Origin of the sequence: Nocardia sp. CA-135398 (assembly GCF_050955845.1) — a bacterium.
GTDB lineage: Bacteria > Actinomycetota > Actinomycetes > Mycobacteriales > Mycobacteriaceae > Nocardia.
Map to the genome: position 1 here is coordinate 1609695 of NZ_CP192084.1, position 18512 is coordinate 1628206.

Genomic DNA, 18512 nt, shown 5'->3' on the forward strand with positions numbered 1-18512 from the left:
ATGTCAAGGAGTGGGATGGCAGACGGCGATATGAATGTGGGCCTGCTGATGTTCATCGCCCACCGATCGATGGAGGACCGGATCTTCGCCGACCTCGCCGAGTCCGGATACGACGACGTCACGGTCGCCCAGGGACGGCTCGCGGCGCGCATCGGCGCCGATGGCAGTCGCCTGACCGAGTTGGCCGAGCAGGCCCAGGTCACCAAACAAACCGCCGGATTCCTCGTCGATCAGCTCGAACGCGCCGGATATGTGCGGCGGGTGCCGGATCCGAGCGACGGCCGGGCGCGCTTGGTCGTGCTGTCCGAGCGCGGGGTGAAGATGGCGGCGTACGCGAACTCCATCGCCGACCGGATCGAGGACGAATGGGCCAGGCACCTCGGTGCGCAGCGCATGCGGCAGCTGCGCGACATATTGGCCCGGCTGCGCGAGATCACCGATCCCTATGCTTGAGCTCTAGTCTGCGGTCTGCAGGATCGCGGCGGGGGTGACGGGCAGTTGCGAGGTACGGCGCAGGCGGCCGGTGCCGGGGGCGCTGGCCCAGACCGCGAAGGCCAGTAGGCCGTCCATGACCATGGCGAGGACCGCGACCAGCAGTGCTCCCACGAGGACCCGGTCGTAGCGGTAGACGGCGATGCCGTCGAAGATGTAGCGCCCGAGACCGCCCAGATTGACGAAGGCGGCGATGGTGGCGGTGGCGATGACCTGCAGGGTGGCCCCGCGCAGGCCGGTGAGCAGGATCGGCAGCGCGTTGGGAACCTCGACGCGGAACAGGATCTGGCGCTCGGTCATGCCCATGGCGCGTGAGGCGTCCACCACATCGGGCGCGACATTGGCGATACCCGCGTAAGCACCGGCCAGCAGCGGCGGAATTCCGACCGTGACGAGCGCGAGCAGGGGCGGAATCAGGCCGAGTCCGAGGCCGAGCACCAGGAAGGTGAGCAGACCGAGGGTAGGCAGGGCGCGCATGGCATTGGCGAATCCGACCAGTAGCGCGGAACCGCGACGGGTGTGCCCGATCACCAACCCGAGCGGCACCGCGACCGCCACGGAGACGACGACGGTCAGGAAGCTGTACCAGAGGTGCTCGGCGATGCGGTGTTGGATCCCCGCCGGGCCGCTCCAGTTCGCGCCGTCGGTGAAGTAGTGCCAGGCGTCGATGAAAAGGTTCATGCCGCAGCACCTTTCGCGGTCCTGGCATCCGCGCGCGTCCACGGGGTCGCCCAGCGTCCGATGGCATACACCAGGCGGTCGAAGATCAGGGCCAGTGCCAGCGTGACGATGATGCCCGCGATGATCTCGTCCGGATAGTCGCGCTGATAGCCCTGGGTGAACAGTTTGCCGAGCCCGCCGACACCGATCAGCGCCCCGACCGAAACCATGGCGATATTGGTGACCACCACCACGCGCAGACTGGAGACGAAAACCGGTATGGCCAACGGCATATCGACGGTGACGGTGCGCCGCAGCGAACTGAAGCCGACGGCGTCGGCGGCGTCGATGACGGTGGGTGGGACCGAATCCAGCGCCGTCGGCACCGCGATCACCAACAGCGCCGTCGAATACACGGTGAGCGCGATGATCACATTCAGCGGATCGATGGTCGAAATTCCGGCCAGCGGCGGAATGATCACGAACAGGGCCAGCGACGGAATGGTGTACGACAGACTGGCCACCGTCACCGTGACCCGCCGCAGCCAGGAAATCCGGCGCATCGAGGCGCCCACCGGAATCGCGATGACCAGCCCTAACAGCAGCGGCACCAACGCGAGATACAAGTGGGTTCTGGTGAAACCCATGATCTCGGAGAAGTTGTCGATCAGATACTTCATGCGTTTTCGGTTTCGAAGAAATGCCGATTGCGCTCGTCGTCCTCCAGCGAGCGCTGGCCGGCGAGCTGCTCGAGTACTTCGGGAGCGCGGATACCGCCACGGGCGGCACCGGAATCATCAACGGCGACACCGATTCCCGACGGCGAGGAGATGGCCGCGTCCAGTGCCTGGCGGAGATCGCCGTCCGGTGGAAAGAGCGATCCACCGGCGGCGATGCTGTCGTGCAATGCCCGCCCGGCCCGGATGCTCTCCACGCCGGTGACATCGATCCATCCGCGCGGAACGCCGGAATCGGTGACCACCAGCACCCATTCGCCCCGATCCAGCCGAAGTTCGGCGAGTTCGGGTTCGGTCGCGGTGCGAATCTCGTGCAGTGTCAGGCTATTCGCGCTGCGGAACGACAATCCGCGATAACCGCGATCGCGTCCGACGAAGTCCGCCACGAAATCTGTTGCGGGCGCGGCGAGTACGCGCTGCGGTTCGTCGTACTGCTGCAGCACGCCGCCCGGTCCGAAGACCGCGATCCGGTCGCCGAGTTTCACCGCCTCATCGATGTCATGGGTGACGAAGACGATGGTTTTGCGCAATTCCGCTTGCAGCCGCAGCATTTCGGCCTGCAACTCCTCGCGCACCACCGGATCGACGGCGCTGAACGGTTCGTCCATCAAAAGCACCGGCGGATCGGCGGCCAGTGCCCTGGCCACCCCGACCCGCTGCTGCTGTCCGCCGGAGAGCTGGGCCGGATACCGGTTGGCCAGCGATCGGTCCAATCCGACCCGGTCCAGCACCTCGAGGGCGGCGGCACGGGCCGCGCGGCGCCGAACTCCTTGCAGCACAGGCACTGTCGCGACATTGTCGACGACCGTGCGGTGCGGCAGCAGTCCGGCGCTCTGGATCACGTATCCGATACCGAGTCGCAGCTCGACCGGATTCACCGTCGAAATATCCGCGCCGCCAACGGTGATGGTGCCCGAACTGGGCGTGATCATTCGGTTGATCATGCGCATCGAGGTGGTCTTGCCGCAGCCCGACGGGCCGACGAAGACGGTGAACGAGCCGGATTCGATGCGTAGATCGAGTTCGGAGACGGCGTGCGTGCCGTCCGGATAGGTCTTGCTGATACGGCTGAATTCGATATCGGACACGCTGGCTCCTACCCGGTGGGCTTGTTCAGCCCCTGGGCGGTGACCCATTGCTGTGCTGCGGCCTTTGGTTCGGTCTTACTGCTACCGGAGACCGCCGCGTTGAGCTTCAGCAGTTCGTCGGTGGTGAGTTTCGCGGAGACCGCGTTGAGCGCGGCGAGTGCCTTATCGGTCTTCTTGGCGGCGTTGAACAGCGGCACCACGTTCTGGGCGGGGAAGTTGTGCTTCGGATCCTCCAGGACCACCAGATTGTTCTGCGCGATCGCGGGGGAGGTGGTGAAGATATTGGCCGCGGTCACCGTGCCCTCGACCAGCGCGCGCACCGTCGCCGGACCGCCGCCGTCGGCGATCGGGACGAAATTGTTCGCGGCGATGTCCAGGTTGTAGTTCTTCTTCAGACCGGGCAGACCGCCTGCGCGCTCCTGGAATTCGGCGGGCGCACCGAACTTCACCTCGGCCGAATGTGCGGCCAGATCGGCGATGCTGTGCAGATTCCAGCGCTCCGCGGTGGCCTTGGTGACCACGACCGCGTCCGAGTCCTGGCCAGGGGCCGGAGTACCGATCGCGAGATCGGAACCCAGCGCCTTGGTGAGTGCGGCGTCGATATCGGTGGAACTGGTCGCGGCGGCGCTCTTATCCAAGTACTGCAGCAGATTGCCGTTGTACTCCGGGATCACCGAGATCGCGCACTGGCGCAATGCCGGGATATAGGCCTCGCGGCTGCCGATATTCAATTTGGTGTCGACATTGAATCCGTTGACGCGCAAGACTTCCGCGTAGATATTCGCGACCGTCTCCGATTCCGGGAAGTTCGCCGAGCCGACGGTCAGCCCGTCACCCTCGCAATTGCCCTTGGCCGCAAGCGGATCGGAGTTACCACAGGCGGACAGGATCATGGCGGCGGCCAGTGCCGCGGCGGCGACGAGAATGCGGGCGACACGCAGCGTCAGCCGCAGCGCGAACCGCCCGTGCCGCGGGGCATCGGGGTTGATCGTGGTTTTCACTGGAGTCCTTCCGGCATGACGAGCGATGCGAGTGGCCGTGCACGCACGGCCACCCGGTACATTCTGGTTGTTCATCTTGCCCGCTGCATGCAGTTCCTGTTCACTACCGAAGGTTGGTGTCGCCGGATGGGGTTGGCCGCGTCGAGGCGGATGCTGGCCCGGGTCGTGCTCGTCACGACCCTCGGCCTGGCTGTTTCCTGTGGAAGCGACAGTCCCGGCCCGACGATATCGGTCGGCGCGGGCGATTCGATGGAATCGAATCTGCTTGCGCAAATTTATGCGGGCGCGTTGGCGCGGACCGGTGTGCGCACCTCGGTCACCGCCGATCTCGGTGATCGAGCGGACTATCTGGCCGCATTGGACGCTGGCACGGTGACGGTGGTCGGCGACCACAGCGGCGAACTGCTCACCTTTCTGAATGCCGATGCGCAGGCGCGTAAGCCCGAGGTGACAACCGATGTGGCGGATAAGTCCGCACCGGTTCGGCTTTCGGTTACCGAGGAGCTGAACCGGTCGCTGCCGGAGGGGCTCGCGGTCTCCGATCCGGCCGACGGCACCGATATGCGCGCCCGGGTGCTGCTGCCCGAAGCCACGGGTAAGGATGTGCGGTCGCTCGGCGCGCTCGCACCCAGGTGTGCCGAAATCCAGGCCGGCGTGGCACCGGTGCCCGGTGTACCGCAAACTGCGGGCCCGGTGCGGATTTCCGGTTGTGACTTCGCCGCTACCAGGCCATATCCCGATGCCGCAGCGCTGCGAAAGGCATTGCTGGACGGGGAAATCCAGGCCGGAATACTGACCGGGCCGCCCGCGCTGGTACCCGGCGTTACCGATGGGCTGACCGTCCTCGCCGATAACGACTACGCGGTGCGGGCCGAGAATGTGCTCGCGGTCTACCGCAAGGGTCTGCTGGATGATCGGCAGATCAAGAAGCTGAACTACGTCTCCGGTGAGCTCACGACCGATGAATTGGCGGAGATGATCCGCAAGGTTCGCGAAGGCGCCGTGGCCGCTGAGTTGGCACGCAGCTGGTTGGACAACCACGCGCTCTAGAAAATCCCAGGTCACGACGGCCCGAGCGGTTCGCGCTCGGGCCGTTTGCTATGTCGCCGATCACAATTCCGCTCGATGTCGCGGTCTTGTGGCCGGGCTGTTCCGCACCGTATATTCCATGTGGAGTATTTGATGCGGAGTATGTCGGTGGCCGTGGCTATCGTGCTCCGGGATTCGATCTCGCGTCCGCGAGTCTTGGCAGGAGGTGACCGAAAATGGGGCAGCACGCGCGCCCGTCGGTGACGCCGTTGGCGATCGCCGTGCTCGCGCTGCTCGACGAGCGGCCCATGCATCCCTACGAGGCGTATCAACTGCTGATCGCCCGCCGGGAGGACATCCTGGTGAAGGTGCGGCCGGGCTCGCTCTATCACACGGTGACGCGGTTGGCCGAGCAAGGGATGGTGCAGGCCGAGGGGGTCGATCGGGACGGCAATCGGCCGGAGCGCACCACCTATCGGATCACCGAAAGCGGCCGGGAAGCATTGCGTTCCCGAGTTGCCGAGATCCTGCGCAATCCTGGGCGCGAGTACCCGATGTTCCCGGTCGCGCTCAACGAGGCGCATAACCTGCCGGCGCCGGAAGTGCTCGCGCTATTGCGGGAGCGGGTCGAGCGGTTGGCGCAGGACCTGGCAGATGTCGAGATGATGAGCCAGTGGGCGGGTATGCACGCCGTGCCGCGTCGCTACTGGATCGTGCTCCCGTATCTGCATGCCACCATCGCGGCCGAAATCGCGTGGGTCCAAAGCCTGATCACCGAACTCGACAGCGGCGAGATGGAGTGGGACGAATTCGACCCGGCCACCGGCCTCCGCATAACCGAACATCAGCACCCCTGGTCCGACCAGGACCATTCCGAACCACCCCCGGTGCCGCGTCGCTGGAACGAAACCAGTGCGTCACCGCCCCGATGAGTACCGATATGCGCACGGCCGCCGGTACAGACATCCGAGATAGGAACCGAATCCATGACCACTCGACGCAATCCGTGGCTGGCGCTGTTCGCGCTGGTCGTCGGCTTCTTCATGATCCTGCTGGATATGACGATCGTCGCGGTCGCCAATCCGGCGATCATGAGGGACCTGCATGCCGACATCTCCCAGGTCATCTGGGTGACCAGCGCCTACCTGCTGACCTATGCGGTGCCGCTGCTCGTCACCGGTCGGCTCGGTGATCGCTACGGGCCCAAGAACATTTACCTGATCGGTCTGGCCGTATTCACCGGTGCCTCGCTGTGGTGCGGTCTGTCCGGATCGATCACCATGCTGATCGCCGCGCGGGCCGTCCAGGGGCTCGGCGCCGCGCTGATGACGCCGCAGACGATGGCGGTGATCACCAGGACCTTCCCACCGGATAAGCGCGGTGCGGCCATGGGGCTATGGGGTGGTGTCGCCGGTCTGGCCACCCTGGTCGGCCCGATCCTCGGCGGTGTACTGGTCGACGGGCTCGGCTGGGAGTGGATCTTCATCGTCAACGTTCCGGTCGGCGTCGCCGCCTTCGCGCTCGCGGTCTGGTTGGTTCCGGCGCTGCCGACAAACGAGCACAAGTTCGATATCCCGGGTGTGGTGCTCAGCGGTATCGGCCTGTTCCTGCTGGTGTTCGGTATCCAGGAGGGCGATACCTATGACTGGTCGCTGCGCATCTGGCTGATGATCGGTGCGGGTTTGGTTGTGCTGGCGGTATTCCTGGTGAATCAGTCGCGCAATACCGGCGAGCCGCTGCTGCCATTGGGGCTGTTCCGCGATCGCAACTTCGCGCTGTCGAATGTGGCCATCGCGGCCATGGGTGCGGCGGTCACCTCGTTTATGGTGCCGTCGTACTTCTACCTGCAGGCGGTGCGGGACCTATCACCGACCAAGTCCGCCTTGGTTTTCGCGCCGATGGCCATCGTCACCGGCGTTTTCGCGCCGATCGTCGGCAAGGTCTCCGACAAACTGCACCCGCGTCTGGTGCCGACCATCGGATTCGTCGGATTCTCGGTGTCGATCTTCTGGTTCTCGGCACTGATGACGCCGCATTCCGCACTGGTGTGGTTCCTGCTCTCGGCCGCGCTGGCCGGTTTCGCCAACGCCTGCATCTGGGCGCCACTGGCTTCCACCGCTACACACAACCTGCCGATCCAGCAGGCGGGTGCGGGCGCTGGCGTCTACAACACCACCCGCCAGGTGGGTTCGGTACTCGGTAGCGCCGCGATCAGCGCCTTGGTCGCGGCCCGCATGAGTGCCAATGGCCTCGGTGGCGGCAAGATCTCCGAAGGCGGTGCGGGCCAAGGCTCCATCCCCGAATTCGTCAAGGACGGCTTCAGCACCGCCCTCGGCCAAGCCATCCTGCTCCCCGCGGGCATCCTGGTGATCGGGGTAATCGCCTCGGCCCTGTTCATCCGCCACGGCAAATCCGCCGCATCCGGCCCGAAGACCGACCTCGCCAAGGCCGATACCGTCGGCGTCTGAGTTCTGGGTGCCCCGTGCGCAATTCGCGCACGGGGCACAGCCGTCAGCGGGCAACCGTCAGCCGACCTGGACTGTGGTGGAGGGGTAGCCGGTGGCGCCGTCGGGGACTACGGGGGCGCGGGCTTCGGTTTGGGTTTCGCCGGTGCCGTCGGTGGCGCGGGCGCGGATGGTGTGGGGGCCGGGGGTGGCCGTCCAGTCGTAGACCCATTGGCGCCAAGTGTCGATGGATTGTTCGGTGGACAGGCGGGCGGGTTGCCATGAGCCGTTGTCGATTTGGACTTCGACGGCTCGGATGCCGCGGTGCTGCGCCCAGGCGACGCCCGCGATGGCGATGCTGCCCGGTTGCAGTTTGGCGCGGGCGCGCGGGGTGTCGATGCGGGTGCCGGTTTTGATGGGGCCGTAGGCGGACCAGCCGCGGCGGGTCCAGTAGGCGGTTGCGCGGTCGAAGCGGGTGATCTCCAGTTCGGTCACCCATTTGGTGGCCGAGACGTATCCGTAGAGGCCGGGGACGACCAGGCGGGCCGGATAGCCGTGTGCGACAGGAAGGGGTTCACCATTCATGCCGACGGCGAGCAGTGCATCGCGGCCATCGGTGAGCACGGACAGCGGGCTGCCCGCGGTGAAACCGTCGATGCTGTACGACAGAACCATATCGGCATCCGGATGCGGTCCGGCCTCGGCGAGCAGTTCGTCCAAGCGGTAGCCGCGCCAGCTCGCATTGCCGATCAGATCGCCGCCGACCGGATTCGATACACAAGCCAGCGTCACCAGCGTCTCGACCGGTCTGCGCTTGGTGAGATCGTCCCAGCTGAGCTGGATTTCGTGATCGACCATTCCGTGGATCCGCAAGGACCAATCGTCAACGGAGACTTGCGGCAGGGTCAGCGCGGTGTCGATCCGATAGAAGCTGCTGTTGGACGTCAGGTACGGCGCCAGCCCCGGCAATTTCAAATCCGCATCGGGTGCGAGCGGAACAGGCGGGCCGCTCGGCTCCGGCAGCTGAATCGCCGCCCGCTCACCGGAAACATCCCGCCGCTGTGCCCCGATCAGCCGACCGCCCACCCCACTGAGCAACGCGAGCCCACCCGTAATCGCAATGCCCCGCAACACCTGTCGCCGCTGCGGTCCCGAAGCCGCAGGTTCCTTCTCGGCAGCCGTTGCGGTCGAACGGGCCGTCGACGCGGCCGCTGTTCCGCCGCTGCTCGACGCTGGTTCTTCCGCTGTGACCGAACCGGCCTCGGTGATCCCCGCGGTGTCCTGGTCGGCCGAGTCACGGTGGGTGGCAGTCGGTTCCGGCCGGGCCATGTGTGCGGCGGCCGCGTCGTCTATTCGGGAGGTCAGGGCGCGGAGGGCGTAAATGCCTGCGGCGACGCCGATTACGGTGGGCCAGACGGTGGAGAGTCCGGTGCGGCCGAAGGCGATGGCGGCGGTGAGCAGGCCGAGGGCGGCCAGCAGCCAGGATCCTCGCGGGTGATCTGTTCGTTCGATGGTTCCGATGAATCCGGCGACCAGCACGGCAACGAGTGCCATGCAGACGAACAACAGCGTCTTGTCATTGGTGCCGAAGGTTTGGATCACCCATTCGCGCACGCCGTCCGGCGTGTGATCGATGACGGTCGAGCCGAGTGCGTTCGGGGGTGCGCTGTCGGGGCCGATGAAGGCGGCGACGAACTCGGCAACGCCGAGTGCCAGACCGGCGGCGACAATGCCCGCCACCACCCGAAAGCGCAGTTCAGCCATGGTCCGAGCCTACTGCCGGGTGCGGTCGGGGAGTATGACCATTCGGTGACGCGCAGATCAGTCCGCGGACCTGTGCCGCTGGTAGTAGCGGGCGACGCGGACCCGGTTGCCGCAGCGTTCGGCCGAACACCAGCGACGGCGCGGGTGGGCGGGCAGAAACAGCAGTACGCAGTCGTCGGCCTCGCATCGCTTCAGCTTGCCGATCGACGGATCGGCGAGTAGGTCAGCCGCGGCTTCCGCCAGGACTGCGCCCAGCTTCTCGGCCGTCGTGCCATGGCGGCGCGCCGTCGCGACCACCGCATCGCCGCCCCATTCCAGCTGTCGGATCGCGGGCGCGGCGGCCTGTGCGGCATTGAGTCCGCGCAATGCGTCGGCGGGCGGTCGGCGATCGTGCAGCAGCGCGTCGAGGACGGCGGTGATGTGGTCGCGCACCGAATGAACGGCAGCGAGGTCGGCGGCCGTGGGGCGCGCGATCGCCAGCTCCGGAAACCGCTCGGCCTGCAGCGCAAGCCAACTCGCGAGGTCATGCGGGGTCATCAGCAGATCGACGCCGGTCGGGCGGGTATTGACCAGGTCCAATGCCAACGGCTCGCCGATCAGCGGAGCTTCAGTCATGGCACTAATGCTACATCGATCAGTTGACACATTAGAACTCGGTCGGCTAAAACTAATGCAACATCAGGAAAAGAAAGCATGTGAAGCCATGATCGAACTGCCAGCCATCCAGCACCGCACCATCGATGTCGATGGCGTCGAGGTCCACTACCGCGAATCGGTCCCCAACCGCTCGGACGCCCCGGTCTTATTGCTGCTGCACGGTTTTCCGTCCGCCTCGCACCAGTTCCGCAGGCTGTTCGATGTGCTCGGTGCGCAGTACCGGCTGATCGCCCCGGACTACCCTGGCTTCGGAAACACCACGGCACCAGCCGATTTCGACTACACCTTCGACCGACTGGCCGATGTGGTCGAGGGTTTCGTTGCGCGGCTCGAACTGCGCGAATTCGCCATGTACGTCTTCGATTTCGGTGCTCCGGTCGGCTTCCGTATCGCACTGCGGCACCCTGAATGGGTCACCGGCCTCATCGTTCAGAACGGCAATGCCTACGAGGCGGGACTGTCGGATCTCGCCCGCGACTTCACCGCACTGCGTCCCGAGGACGAAGGAGCCGAAGACACCATTCGCGGCCTGCTCACACTGGAGGGCACCCGCGGTCAGTACGAGCAGGGCGTCCCCGATCCGACCGTGCTCAGCCCCGAATCGTGGATCCTCGATCAGTACTTCCTCGACCTACCCGGCCGCAAGGAGGCCCAGGTAGCCCTCGCATTCGACTACAAGTCGAATGTCGCCGCCTACCCCGAGTGGCAGCAGTGGCTGCGCAAGTACACCCCGCGCACCCTCATCGTCTGGGGCTCGAACGACCCCTTCTTCCCGGAGCCGGGCGCGCACGCCTACCTCGCCGATCTGCCCGATGCCGAGCTGCACGTCTTCGATACGGGCCACTTCGCCCTGGAGACACATCTGGTCGAGATCGCGCCGCTCATCGCCGACTTCCTGGACCGCCTGCCCGGCTGAACGAAACGCAAAGGCGCCGTCCGCAACCCGCGGACGGCGCCTCGCAAAACCAGCGTCAGCTGTAGATCTTCTCCACCTCGGACGAGTACTGCTTCATCACCACAGCCCGCTTCAGCGACATCTTCGGCGTCAGCTCACCGGTCTCCTGGGTCCAGTCGACGGGCAGGATGCGGATCTTCTTGATCGCCTCGGCATGCGAGACCTTCTTATTGGTCTCCGCGACCGCCGCATTGATCTCCGCGACCAGCGCCGGATTCTCGATCACCTGCTCGATCGGGGTTTCGACGGGCAGGTTGTTGCGTTCCTTCCAGCCCGGCAGCGCCTCCGGATCGAGGGTGATCAGCGCACCGACGAAGGGCTGTCCGTCACCGACCACCATGACCTGGCTGATCAGCGGATGCGCCCGCAGCGAATCCTCCATCAGGCCGGGGGAGACGTTCTTACCGCCCGCGGTGACGATGATTTCCTTCTTGCGGCCGGTGATCGTGACGTACCCGTCGCCATCGATGGCGCCCAGGTCGCCGGTCTTGAACCAGCCGTCGGTGAACGCGTCCTCGGTGGCCTCGGCATTGCCCCAGTAACCGTTGAAGACAACCGATCCGCGCAGCAGCAGTTCGCCGTCTTCGGCGATCTTGACCGCATGGCCCTCGATCGGCCTGCCGACGGTGCCGACGCGAATATTGCCAGGGGTGTTCACGGTGATGGCCGCGGTGGTCTCGGTGAGACCGTAACCCTCGTAGATGGTGACGCCGACGCCACGGAAGAAGTGCCCGAGGCGCGCACCGAGCGGTCCGCCGCCGGAGACCGCGGCCTCGCACTGACCGCCGAGCGCGACCCGCAGCTTGCTGTAGACGAGCTTGTCGAACACCGTGTGCTTGAGCTTGAGCACCAGGCCGGGTCCACCGTTGTCCAGTGCCTGGCTGTAGGCGATGGCGGTCTCGGCGGCCAGGTCGAAGATCCTGCCCTTGCCGCCGTCGTGCGCCTTCTGCTTGGCGCTGTTGAACACCTTCTCGAACACGCGCGGCACCGCGAGGATGAAGTGCGGGCGGTAGCTGCCGAACTGTTCGACCAGCGTGGACCAGTCGGCGGTGAATGCGACGATCACCTTGGCGTCGAAGGCGGCCAGCGTGACCGCACGCGCGAAGACGTGCGCCAGCGGCAGGAACATCAGCGTCTTCTTGCCCTCTGCGACGTACTTGTTCAGCGCGATCCGGTCGGACTTCGACTCCGCGTACAGATTCGCATGCGAGAGCATGACGCCCTTGGGGCGGCCGGTGGTGCCCGAGGTGTAGATCAGGGTGGCCGGGGACTTCGCATTGACCTCGGCGCGGCGCGCGTGCACGGTCGCGTCGTCGAGGTCGGCGCCGCGCGCGATCAGCTCGTCGACGGCGCCCTTGTCGATCTGCAGGGTCTCCCGCAGATCCGGCAGCGCGCCCGCCTCGATCTCATCGATGACCTTGCGGTGCTTGTCACTGTCGAGCACCAGCAGCTTGGTGGCGGAGTCCTGCAGGATCCACTTGGCCTGTTCGGCGGCCGAGCTGTCGTAGATGGCGACGGTGCAACCACCTGCGGCCCAGATGGCGAAGTCGAGCAGCACCCACTCGTAGCGGGTCGGGGCCATGATGGCGACCCGATCGCCGAGCTCGAGTCCGGAGGCGATGAGGCCCTTGGCCACATCGGTGACCGTTTTGGCGAATTCCGCGGCCTTGATTTCCCGCCAGCCGCCACCCTCTCGGGTGACGTTGAACAGCACCGCGCCGGGCGATTGCTCGGCGTGCCGGAAGACGTTATCGGAATTGTTCGCGTCTTCCGGGATGGTGTATGAAGCCGGGACTTCGAACTCTCGCATCAGTGCCCTTCCACGTGGGTTTACTCGCCAGTAATCTACGACACCTGTGACCGGGACGTCAGCTCGGCCTGCTCACAGATCTATCCTAAGTCGCGGATCGAGACCGGTTGGACGGCTTCTCGCAGGAAATCCGCCAGTTCGGTCAGCGCGGCGGCCGCCGGACCCACGAGCGCGGCTTGCAGCTGCGCGACGTGCCATAGCCCCTTGCTCTCAGTAAAGCTGGCATGTACGCCCGCCGCCCGCAGCGCCGTCACGAATTCGACACATTGCGGATGCAGCAGTTCGCTGACATCGACCTGAACATATGTCGGCGGTAAACCGCGCAATTCACCGTGCAGTGGTGCGTAGCCGGTGTCCTTGCCGTCCCCGTCACCGAGATAGGCCGCGGCGCACGCGCGCGACCACGCTCGGTTGATCACCAGATCGCGGAATTTGTCCGGGGGCTGATTCGGGTCGACCCACGGCGCGATCAAGCCGAGCGCCGCCGGAGTGTGGCCGTGCTCGGCGATGAGCCGCTGTGCGGTGGCCAGCGCGAGTCCGCCGCCCGCCGAATCACCCGACAGCGCAATCTGTTCGGCGCGGTAGCCGATATTGCCGACCAGCTCCAGGAAGGCCGATTCGGCATCGTCGAGTCCGGCCGGGAACGGATGCTCCGGCGCGAGTCGGTAGTCGAGAACATAGACGGCGCAACCGGTTTCGTGCGCCAGCCGGGCGGCGAGCGAGCGGTGCGTCGCCAGTGATCCGACCGCGTAGCCGCCGCCGTGCAGATAGAGCACCGCGCCCGCGTTCAGGTTCGGCTCGGCCGAGCCCGCGGTGATTCGTTCCGCGGGCCGGCCACCGAGCCGGAGCCGGTGCACGGTCGTGCCCGATGGCAGAAACTGTGCCCGCGAACCGATATCGAGCAGCAGTCGCTGCATCTGCCAGGGCAGCCGAGCGTTCAGTGAGACACGGAAGATCGGACCCAGCAGCGCTCGCGCGATGGGTAGCGGAAGGTTGATGTCACGCATGGGTTTCCTCGATTCCCCGCGCCGGTTCAGGGTAGGAAGGGGCGGTTCACCGCGGCGGCGATGCGCTGGTAGCCGGAGGCGGTGACCCGGACGAACAGGTCGAGCACCTTGGCCTCCCAACCGATCAGCACGCGGCCGTGTCCCTTGCGGACCCCCTCGGTAATGGTCTGCGCGGCCATTTCCGGTGTGTGAATGGCCAGCTTCTTGTCGAACAGCGAAGCGGCGTTCTGGCTGTCGATGCCCTCGGCATAGGTGGCATTGCGGGCGACGGCGGTCTTGATACCACCGGGATGCACGCAGGTCACCTTCACCGGATGCTTGCCGACCAGCATCTCCTGGCGCAGCGATTCGGTGAATCCGCGCACCGCGAATTTGGCCGCGTTATAAGCACTCTGGCCCGGGACGGCGATCAGACCGAACAGGCTGGAGACATTGACGACGTGGCCGTCGCCGGAGTCGATCAGCAGCGGCAGGAAGGCTTTGGTGCCATTGACGACGCCCCAGAAGTCGACGTCCATGATGCGCTCGATGTCCTTGAACTCCGAGCGGATCACCTCGCCGTGGTAGGCGATGCCCGCATTGTTGTAGATCTGATGCACCGTGCCGAAGTGCGCCTTCACGGCGTCGGCGTACAGCAGCACCGCTTCGCGCTCGACCACATTCAGCCGGTCGGATTTGATCTCGGCCCCGTACGCCTCGCAGCGGCGCACCGTCTCGGCCAAGCCGTCGGTATCGATATCGGAGAGCGCGAGCTTGGCGCCGCGCCTGGCCAGGTTCTCCGCGAGGGCGCGGCCGATGCCGGAACCAGCCCCGGTGATCACACAGACTTTGCCCTTGAAGTAAGCGTCATTGCTCACTGTCCTGCCACCACTTTCAGTTCGTTTCGAGAGCTTTCGACGCTTGTCGTCTCATAGGCGGAGACGTCGAAGTTCTTTGTCATCCTGCGGAATTCGAAGGTGAAATCCGGCCAGAGCGTGGTGTTGTTACCGTGCTTGTCCAGGTACCAGCTGGCGCAGCCGCCGGTATTCCACACGCTCTTCACCAGTTTGCCCTGCAGTTCCTCGTTGTAGGCGTCCTGCACCGCGCGCTTCACCTCGACGGTGCGCAGGCCGAGGCGGTCGACGGTGGCCAGGGCATCGGCGATGTAGTTGATCTGCGATTCGATCATGTACACCATCGAGGTGTGGCCGAGGCCGACATTCGGGCCCAATAGGAAGAACATATTGGGGAAGTTGGCCACGGCCGAACCCTTGTAGCCCTGCTGGCCGATCTCGTCGAATACCTCCGCCAGCGTGCGGCCGTCCTTGCCCGAGATGGCGTTGTAGGTCGGTGAATCCGTGACGTGGAAGCCGGTCGCGACGATGAGTGCGTCGATTTCGCGCTCGGTGCCGTCCTTGGTGACGATGGAATTCGCGCGCACCTCGACGATGCCATCGGTGACCACGTCCACATTCGGGCGGCTCAGCGCCGGGTAATAGTCGTTGGAGATCAGCATGCGCTTGCAGCCGATCCGGAAGTTCGGGGTGACCTTCTTGCGCAGCTCCGGATCGCGGACCTCCAGCTGCAACTTGGCCTTGGCGATCAGCTCGAAGGCCTGCATCAGCGCCGGAACCTTGGCCAGGCCGACGACCTGGGTTTCGCGCGCCGCGTAGATGGCCGCACGGGATAGGCGCTGGAAGCCCGGGATGTGTCGGAAGGCGAGCCGCTCCGGCAAGGTGTACGGGCGGTCGATGCGGGGAAGCAGCCACGGCGCGGTGCGCTGGTAGACGTCCAAGTGCGCGACCCGCGGGGCGATGGACGGCACGATCTGAATGGCCGAGGCGCCGGTGCCGATGATGGCGACGCGCTTGCCGGTCAGATCGGCGTCGTGGTTCCAGCGGGCGGAGTGGAAGATCTCGCCCTCGAATCCGTTGATGCCCTTGATATCCGGGAGGGCGGGTTCGCACAGCGCGCCGACCGCGGACACCACGGTGTCGGCGGTGAAGCTGCCCCTGGTCGATTCGATATGCCACAGGTTGGTGGCGTTGTTCCAGCGGGCCGCGGTCACGTCGCAGTCGAACAGGTGCTTGTCGAGCACGTTGTATTCGCGCGCCACGCCCTGGATGTACTGCTGGATCTCGCCCTGCTTGGAGAACGAACGTGACCAGTTCGGGTTCAGCGCGAATGAGTACGAGTACAGGTGCGACGGCACATCGCAGGCCGCGCCGGGGTAGGTGTTGTCGCGCCAGGTGCCGCCGACATCGCTGCCGCGTTCCAGCACGAGGTAATCGTTGCGGCCCTGCTTGCTCAACCGGATCGCCAGGCCCAGACCAGCGAAACCGCTGCCGATGATGATGGTCTTGACGTGGCGGGCTGGCCGGTTGCCGACAGCTTTGTCTGTAACCTTGCGACTCATATAACCCAGCCTACGGTCCTATTGAGCATGAGTCAACAGTATTGAGCAGCGTTCAGTAAGTATTGACCAGTGTTCAGTAAGATGGCCCCGTGAGTAGTCGAGGCACCGGAGAAACGGTCAAGCGCACCCGGCTCAGCCCGGAAGAACGCCGTCTACAACTGATCACCCTGGGCGCGAAGATGCTCGGCGACCGCGCCATCGAAGACATCTCGATCACCGAAATCGCCGGGGCGGCCGGGATCTCCCGCGGCCTGCTCTTCCACTACTTCCCGACCAAACAGGACTTCCAACTGGCGATAGTCCGCCACGCCAATGCCGAGCTACTGGAGCGCGTCGCCCCGGACCGCACCCTCGGGATATTCGAGATGCTGCGCGATTCGATCGAGCGCTACATCGAGTATGTCGGCGAGAACCGCAATTCCTACGTATCGCTGCTGCGCGGCCCGGCCAGCGTGAGCGCCGAGGTGCTGCCACTCGTCGACCAGACCCGCAACGCCGTCATCGACCTCATCCTGACCGAAGTGCCCGTCGATATCCCGGACACCGACCGCCCCCGCCTCACCCTCGCCATGCGCGGCTGGATCGCCTTCGTCGAGGAAGCCACCCTCACCTGGCTGCGCCACGAAACCATCACCCGCGAACAGTTGGTCGACCTCTTGGTCGAATCACTACTCGCCCTGGCTCTTTCGCTGAACCCGGCACTCGCTGCCGCGCTTCGCGGCTGACGAGCACTTCTGGAAGAGCGCGAGTAGCGCCGCCATCCACGCGACATCTGCGCGAGCGATCGAGCGGTGGATATCCTGATGTATGGGTCTGTCTCGTCGGCAGCTGTTGAGGGTGGGTACGGCTGGATCGGTTGCGGTGCTGGTGGGGGCGTCGGCGGCGAGTAGCGGGCGGTTTCGAGCGCCGCGGTGGTTGGGAGATCCGTTCACGTTAGGGGTGGCTTCGGGGGATCCGCTGCCGGATGGGGTGGTGTTGTGGACGCGGCTGGCACCGGATCCGTTGGCGCCGGATGGGCTCGGGGGGATGGCGCAGCATCCGGTGACCGTCGATTACGAGGTTGCCCACGACGACCAGTTCCGGGATGTGGTGACGCGCGGGAGCGCTCTCGCCACCCGGGAACTCGCACATACCGTGCATCCGGAGGTCGGTGGTCTCGAGCCGAATCGCTGGTACTTCTATCGCTTCCGCGCGGGGTCGGCGATTTCGCCGGTCGGTCGCACCCGAACGGCGCCGCCGTCCGGACAGCCCACTGCGCGAATGCGATTCGCGTTCGCGTCCTGTCAATCGTGGCCCTCCGGCTACTACACCGCCTATGAGCATATGGGCGCCGAAGACCTCGATCTGGTTGTGCACCTGGGGGATTACATCTACGAACGCGGCTGGAACCGTGGCCGTGCGGGGATGTCGGTGGAGCCGTATCTCGCCGCCGAAGCGGTCGACCTGCCCGGCTATCGACTGCGCTACGCCCAGGCCAAGGCCGAACAACCGCTGCGCACCGCGCACGCGGCCTTCCCCTGGCTGGTCACCATGGACGACCACGAGATCGACAACAATTGGTTCGCCGACCATCCCGGCCTCGGCCTCGACATCTATCGCATCCCCGCACTGTTCCGCCGCCGCAAAGCCGCCGCCTTCCAAGCGATGTACGAACATCAGCCGCTGCGCATCGCGGCCCTGCCGTCCGGCCCGACCATGCGCATCCATCGCCGGTACACCTTCGGCGACCTCGCCGACATCACCATGCTCGACACCCGGCAATACCGCACCGGCGGAGCCTGCGGCAACGGCAACATCGGCGACGACTGCCCCGGCCGACTCTCACCCGACCGCTCGATACTGGGTGCAGCGCAACGAGATTGGCTCCTCGAAGGCCTGACACGATCCACCGCCCGCTGGCAGATCCTGGGCAACCAGGTGGCCATGGCCAAATCCGACTACGACCCCGGCCCAGGCACCAATTTCGGCACCGACGCCTGGGACGCCTACGTAGCCGACCGCAACACCGTCCTCGGCACCGCCGCCGACCGCGACATCCACAACCTCGTCGTCATCACCGGCGACCGCCACCACAACTACGCCGCCGACCTCCGCCCCGACTACGCCACCCCCGAATCCCCGGTCGTAGCAGCCGAATTCACCGGCACATCGATCACAACGGGTGGTGACGGCACCGACGTCAACCTCACCGGCCGCAACCTGCTGGTCGCCAATCCGGACATGAAATTCTTCAACTCGCAACGCGGATACGTCCGGGTCGAACTCGACCATTCCCTGTGGCGCACCGACTTCCGCGTCCTCCCCTATGTCCGCCACCCCGGCGCCCCGATCCACACCCGCGCGAGTTTCGTTGTGCAGGACCGAATCCCAGGCGTGGTTGCGGCACAGCGCCCCGACGACCACACCGACCAGGCCGCTGACCCTGGAATGGCGGGTCCGGGGCCGCGCTGAGCGCCGGATCAGAGCGGGCCGG

17 protein-coding genes are annotated in these 18512 nt (G+C 65.6%); 7 read left to right on the top strand and 10 right to left on the bottom strand.

The window, feature by feature from the left end:
• Nucleotides 1-15 precede the first annotated feature (15 nt).
• Nucleotides 16-453 (top strand): MarR family winged helix-turn-helix transcriptional regulator, encoded by a 438-nt coding sequence (locus ACQP1T_RS07265; RefSeq protein ID WP_433759162.1) that lies wholly within the window; start codon nt 16-18, stop codon nt 451-453.
• A 3-nt stretch (nt 454-456) separates the two neighbouring features.
• Here ACQP1T_RS07265 and ACQP1T_RS07270 read toward each other — a convergent pair whose 3' ends face one another.
• From ACQP1T_RS07270 to ACQP1T_RS07285, 4 genes are read right to left on the bottom strand one after another with little or no spacing between them, the layout of a single operon-like run.
• Complete coding sequence (locus tag ACQP1T_RS07270) at nt 457-1173, bottom strand: ABC transporter permease (RefSeq protein ID WP_433759163.1); 717 nt, start codon at nt 1171-1173, stop codon at nt 457-459.
• Nucleotides 1170-1832, bottom strand: a complete 663-nt coding sequence (locus ACQP1T_RS07275) for an ABC transporter permease (protein ID WP_433759164.1) — start codon at nt 1830-1832, stop codon at nt 1170-1172. Before ACQP1T_RS07275 ends, ACQP1T_RS07270 begins: the two co-directional genes overlap by 4 nt.
• Nucleotides 1829-3025: an ABC transporter ATP-binding protein gene (locus tag ACQP1T_RS07280; protein WP_433759165.1), complete on the bottom strand. Its 1197-nt coding sequence runs from the start codon at nt 3023-3025 to the stop codon at nt 1829-1831. Before ACQP1T_RS07280 ends, ACQP1T_RS07275 begins: the two co-directional genes overlap by 4 nt.
• Nucleotides 2986-3918, bottom strand: a complete 933-nt coding sequence (locus ACQP1T_RS07285; RefSeq protein ID WP_433762039.1) for an ABC transporter substrate-binding protein — start codon at nt 3916-3918, stop codon at nt 2986-2988. Before ACQP1T_RS07285 ends, ACQP1T_RS07280 begins: the two co-directional genes overlap by 40 nt.
• A 75-nt stretch (nt 3919-3993) precedes the next feature.
• Here ACQP1T_RS07285 and ACQP1T_RS07290 point away from each other — a divergent pair, with 75 nt between their 5' ends.
• The 3 genes from ACQP1T_RS07290 (at nt 3994) to ACQP1T_RS07300 (ending at nt 7475) form a co-directional block, all read left to right on the top strand.
• Entirely contained in the window at nt 3994-5028 is a 1035-nt protein-coding gene (locus tag ACQP1T_RS07290; RefSeq protein ID WP_433759166.1) for a glycine betaine ABC transporter substrate-binding protein, read from the top strand.
• Nucleotides 5029-5243: 215 nt separating this feature from the next.
• Nucleotides 5244-5939, top strand: coding sequence for a PadR family transcriptional regulator (locus ACQP1T_RS07295; RefSeq protein WP_433759167.1), 696 nt, complete (start codon nt 5244-5246; stop codon nt 5937-5939).
• A 54-nt stretch (nt 5940-5993) separates the two neighbouring features.
• Entirely contained in the window at nt 5994-7475 is a 1482-nt protein-coding gene (locus tag ACQP1T_RS07300; protein ID WP_433759169.1) for a DHA2 family efflux MFS transporter permease subunit, read from the top strand.
• Nucleotides 7476-7532: 57 nt separating this feature from the next.
• On the opposite strand, the gene ACQP1T_RS07305 is transcribed toward ACQP1T_RS07300, so the two are convergent.
• Both ACQP1T_RS07305 and ACQP1T_RS07310 read right to left on the bottom strand, forming a co-directional pair.
• Entirely contained in the window at nt 7533-9215 is a 1683-nt protein-coding gene (locus ACQP1T_RS07305; protein WP_433759171.1) for a molybdopterin-dependent oxidoreductase, read from the bottom strand.
• A 57-nt stretch (nt 9216-9272) separates the two neighbouring features.
• A complete protein-coding gene (locus ACQP1T_RS07310; protein ID WP_433759173.1) occupies nt 9273-9830 on the bottom strand; it encodes a CGNR zinc finger domain-containing protein in 558 nt (185 codons plus the stop codon).
• An 88-nt stretch (nt 9831-9918) separates the two neighbouring features.
• Between ACQP1T_RS07310 and ACQP1T_RS07315 the strand changes: the two genes are divergently transcribed.
• Nucleotides 9919-10788 (top strand): alpha/beta fold hydrolase, encoded by an 870-nt coding sequence (locus tag ACQP1T_RS07315; RefSeq protein ID WP_433759175.1) that lies wholly within the window; start codon nt 9919-9921, stop codon nt 10786-10788.
• Between the two features lie 55 nt (nt 10789-10843).
• Here the strand turns inward: ACQP1T_RS07315 and ACQP1T_RS07320 are convergent, their stop codons facing one another.
• From ACQP1T_RS07320 to ACQP1T_RS07335, 4 genes are all read right to left on the bottom strand, one after another.
• Nucleotides 10844-12637, bottom strand: coding sequence for an AMP-dependent synthetase/ligase (locus ACQP1T_RS07320; protein ID WP_433759176.1), 1794 nt, complete (start codon nt 12635-12637; stop codon nt 10844-10846).
• Between the two features lie 80 nt (nt 12638-12717).
• Nucleotides 12718-13644, bottom strand: a complete 927-nt coding sequence (locus ACQP1T_RS07325) for an alpha/beta hydrolase (protein WP_433759178.1) — start codon at nt 13642-13644, stop codon at nt 12718-12720.
• A 26-nt stretch (nt 13645-13670) separates the two neighbouring features.
• Complete coding sequence (locus ACQP1T_RS07330; protein WP_433759179.1) at nt 13671-14501, bottom strand: SDR family NAD(P)-dependent oxidoreductase; 831 nt, start codon at nt 14499-14501, stop codon at nt 13671-13673.
• Nucleotides 14498-16039: a flavin-containing monooxygenase gene (locus ACQP1T_RS07335; RefSeq protein ID WP_433759180.1), complete on the bottom strand. Its 1542-nt coding sequence runs from the start codon at nt 16037-16039 to the stop codon at nt 14498-14500. The genes ACQP1T_RS07330 and ACQP1T_RS07335 overlap by 4 nt, the downstream gene beginning before the upstream one ends.
• Before the next feature lie 89 nt (nt 16040-16128).
• On the opposite strand from ACQP1T_RS07335, the gene ACQP1T_RS07340 reads away from it, so the two are divergent.
• Both ACQP1T_RS07340 and ACQP1T_RS07345 read left to right on the top strand, forming a co-directional pair.
• Nucleotides 16129-16764: a TetR/AcrR family transcriptional regulator gene (locus ACQP1T_RS07340; protein WP_433759181.1), complete on the top strand. Its 636-nt coding sequence runs from the start codon at nt 16129-16131 to the stop codon at nt 16762-16764.
• An 82-nt stretch (nt 16765-16846) separates the two neighbouring features.
• Nucleotides 16847-18490: an alkaline phosphatase D family protein gene (locus ACQP1T_RS07345; RefSeq protein WP_433759182.1), complete on the top strand. Its 1644-nt coding sequence runs from the start codon at nt 16847-16849 to the stop codon at nt 18488-18490.
• The last annotated feature ends 22 nt before the right edge of the window (nt 18491-18512 follow it).

Bases quoted from the DNA above. Each gene is read 5' to 3' on its own strand.
- ACQP1T_RS07310 (WP_433759173.1), bottom strand. From the start codon at position 9,830: ATGACTGAAGCTCCGCTGATCGGCGAGCCGTTGGCATTGGACCTGGTC.
- ACQP1T_RS07345 (WP_433759182.1), top strand. From the start codon at position 16,847: ATGGGTCTGTCTCGTCGGCAGCTGTTGAGGGTGGGTACGGCTGGATCG.
- ACQP1T_RS07295 (WP_433759167.1), top strand. From the start codon at position 5,244: ATGGGGCAGCACGCGCGCCCGTCGGTGACGCCGTTGGCGATCGCCGTG.
- ACQP1T_RS07335 (WP_433759180.1), bottom strand. From the start codon at position 16,039: ATGAGTCGCAAGGTTACAGACAAAGCTGTCGGCAACCGGCCAGCCCGC.
- ACQP1T_RS07305 (WP_433759171.1), bottom strand. From the start codon at position 9,215: ATGGCTGAACTGCGCTTTCGGGTGGTGGCGGGCATTGTCGCCGCCGGT.
- ACQP1T_RS07320 (WP_433759176.1), bottom strand. From the start codon at position 12,637: ATGCGAGAGTTCGAAGTCCCGGCTTCATACACCATCCCGGAAGACGCG.
- ACQP1T_RS07290 (WP_433759166.1), top strand. From the start codon at position 3,994: ATGACGAGCGATGCGAGTGGCCGTGCACGCACGGCCACCCGGTACATT.
- ACQP1T_RS07315 (WP_433759175.1), top strand. From the start codon at position 9,919: ATGATCGAACTGCCAGCCATCCAGCACCGCACCATCGATGTCGATGGC.
- ACQP1T_RS07300 (WP_433759169.1), top strand. From the start codon at position 5,994: ATGACCACTCGACGCAATCCGTGGCTGGCGCTGTTCGCGCTGGTCGTC.
- ACQP1T_RS07280 (WP_433759165.1), bottom strand. From the start codon at position 3,025: ATGGGTCACCGCCCAGGGGCTGAACAAGCCCACCGGGTAGGAGCCAGC.
- ACQP1T_RS07275 (WP_433759164.1), bottom strand. From the start codon at position 1,832: ATGAAGTATCTGATCGACAACTTCTCCGAGATCATGGGTTTCACCAGA.
- ACQP1T_RS07265 (WP_433759162.1), top strand. From the start codon at position 16: ATGGCAGACGGCGATATGAATGTGGGCCTGCTGATGTTCATCGCCCAC.
- ACQP1T_RS07325 (WP_433759178.1), bottom strand. From the start codon at position 13,644: ATGCGTGACATCAACCTTCCGCTACCCATCGCGCGAGCGCTGCTGGGT.
- ACQP1T_RS07270 (WP_433759163.1), bottom strand. From the start codon at position 1,173: ATGAACCTTTTCATCGACGCCTGGCACTACTTCACCGACGGCGCGAAC.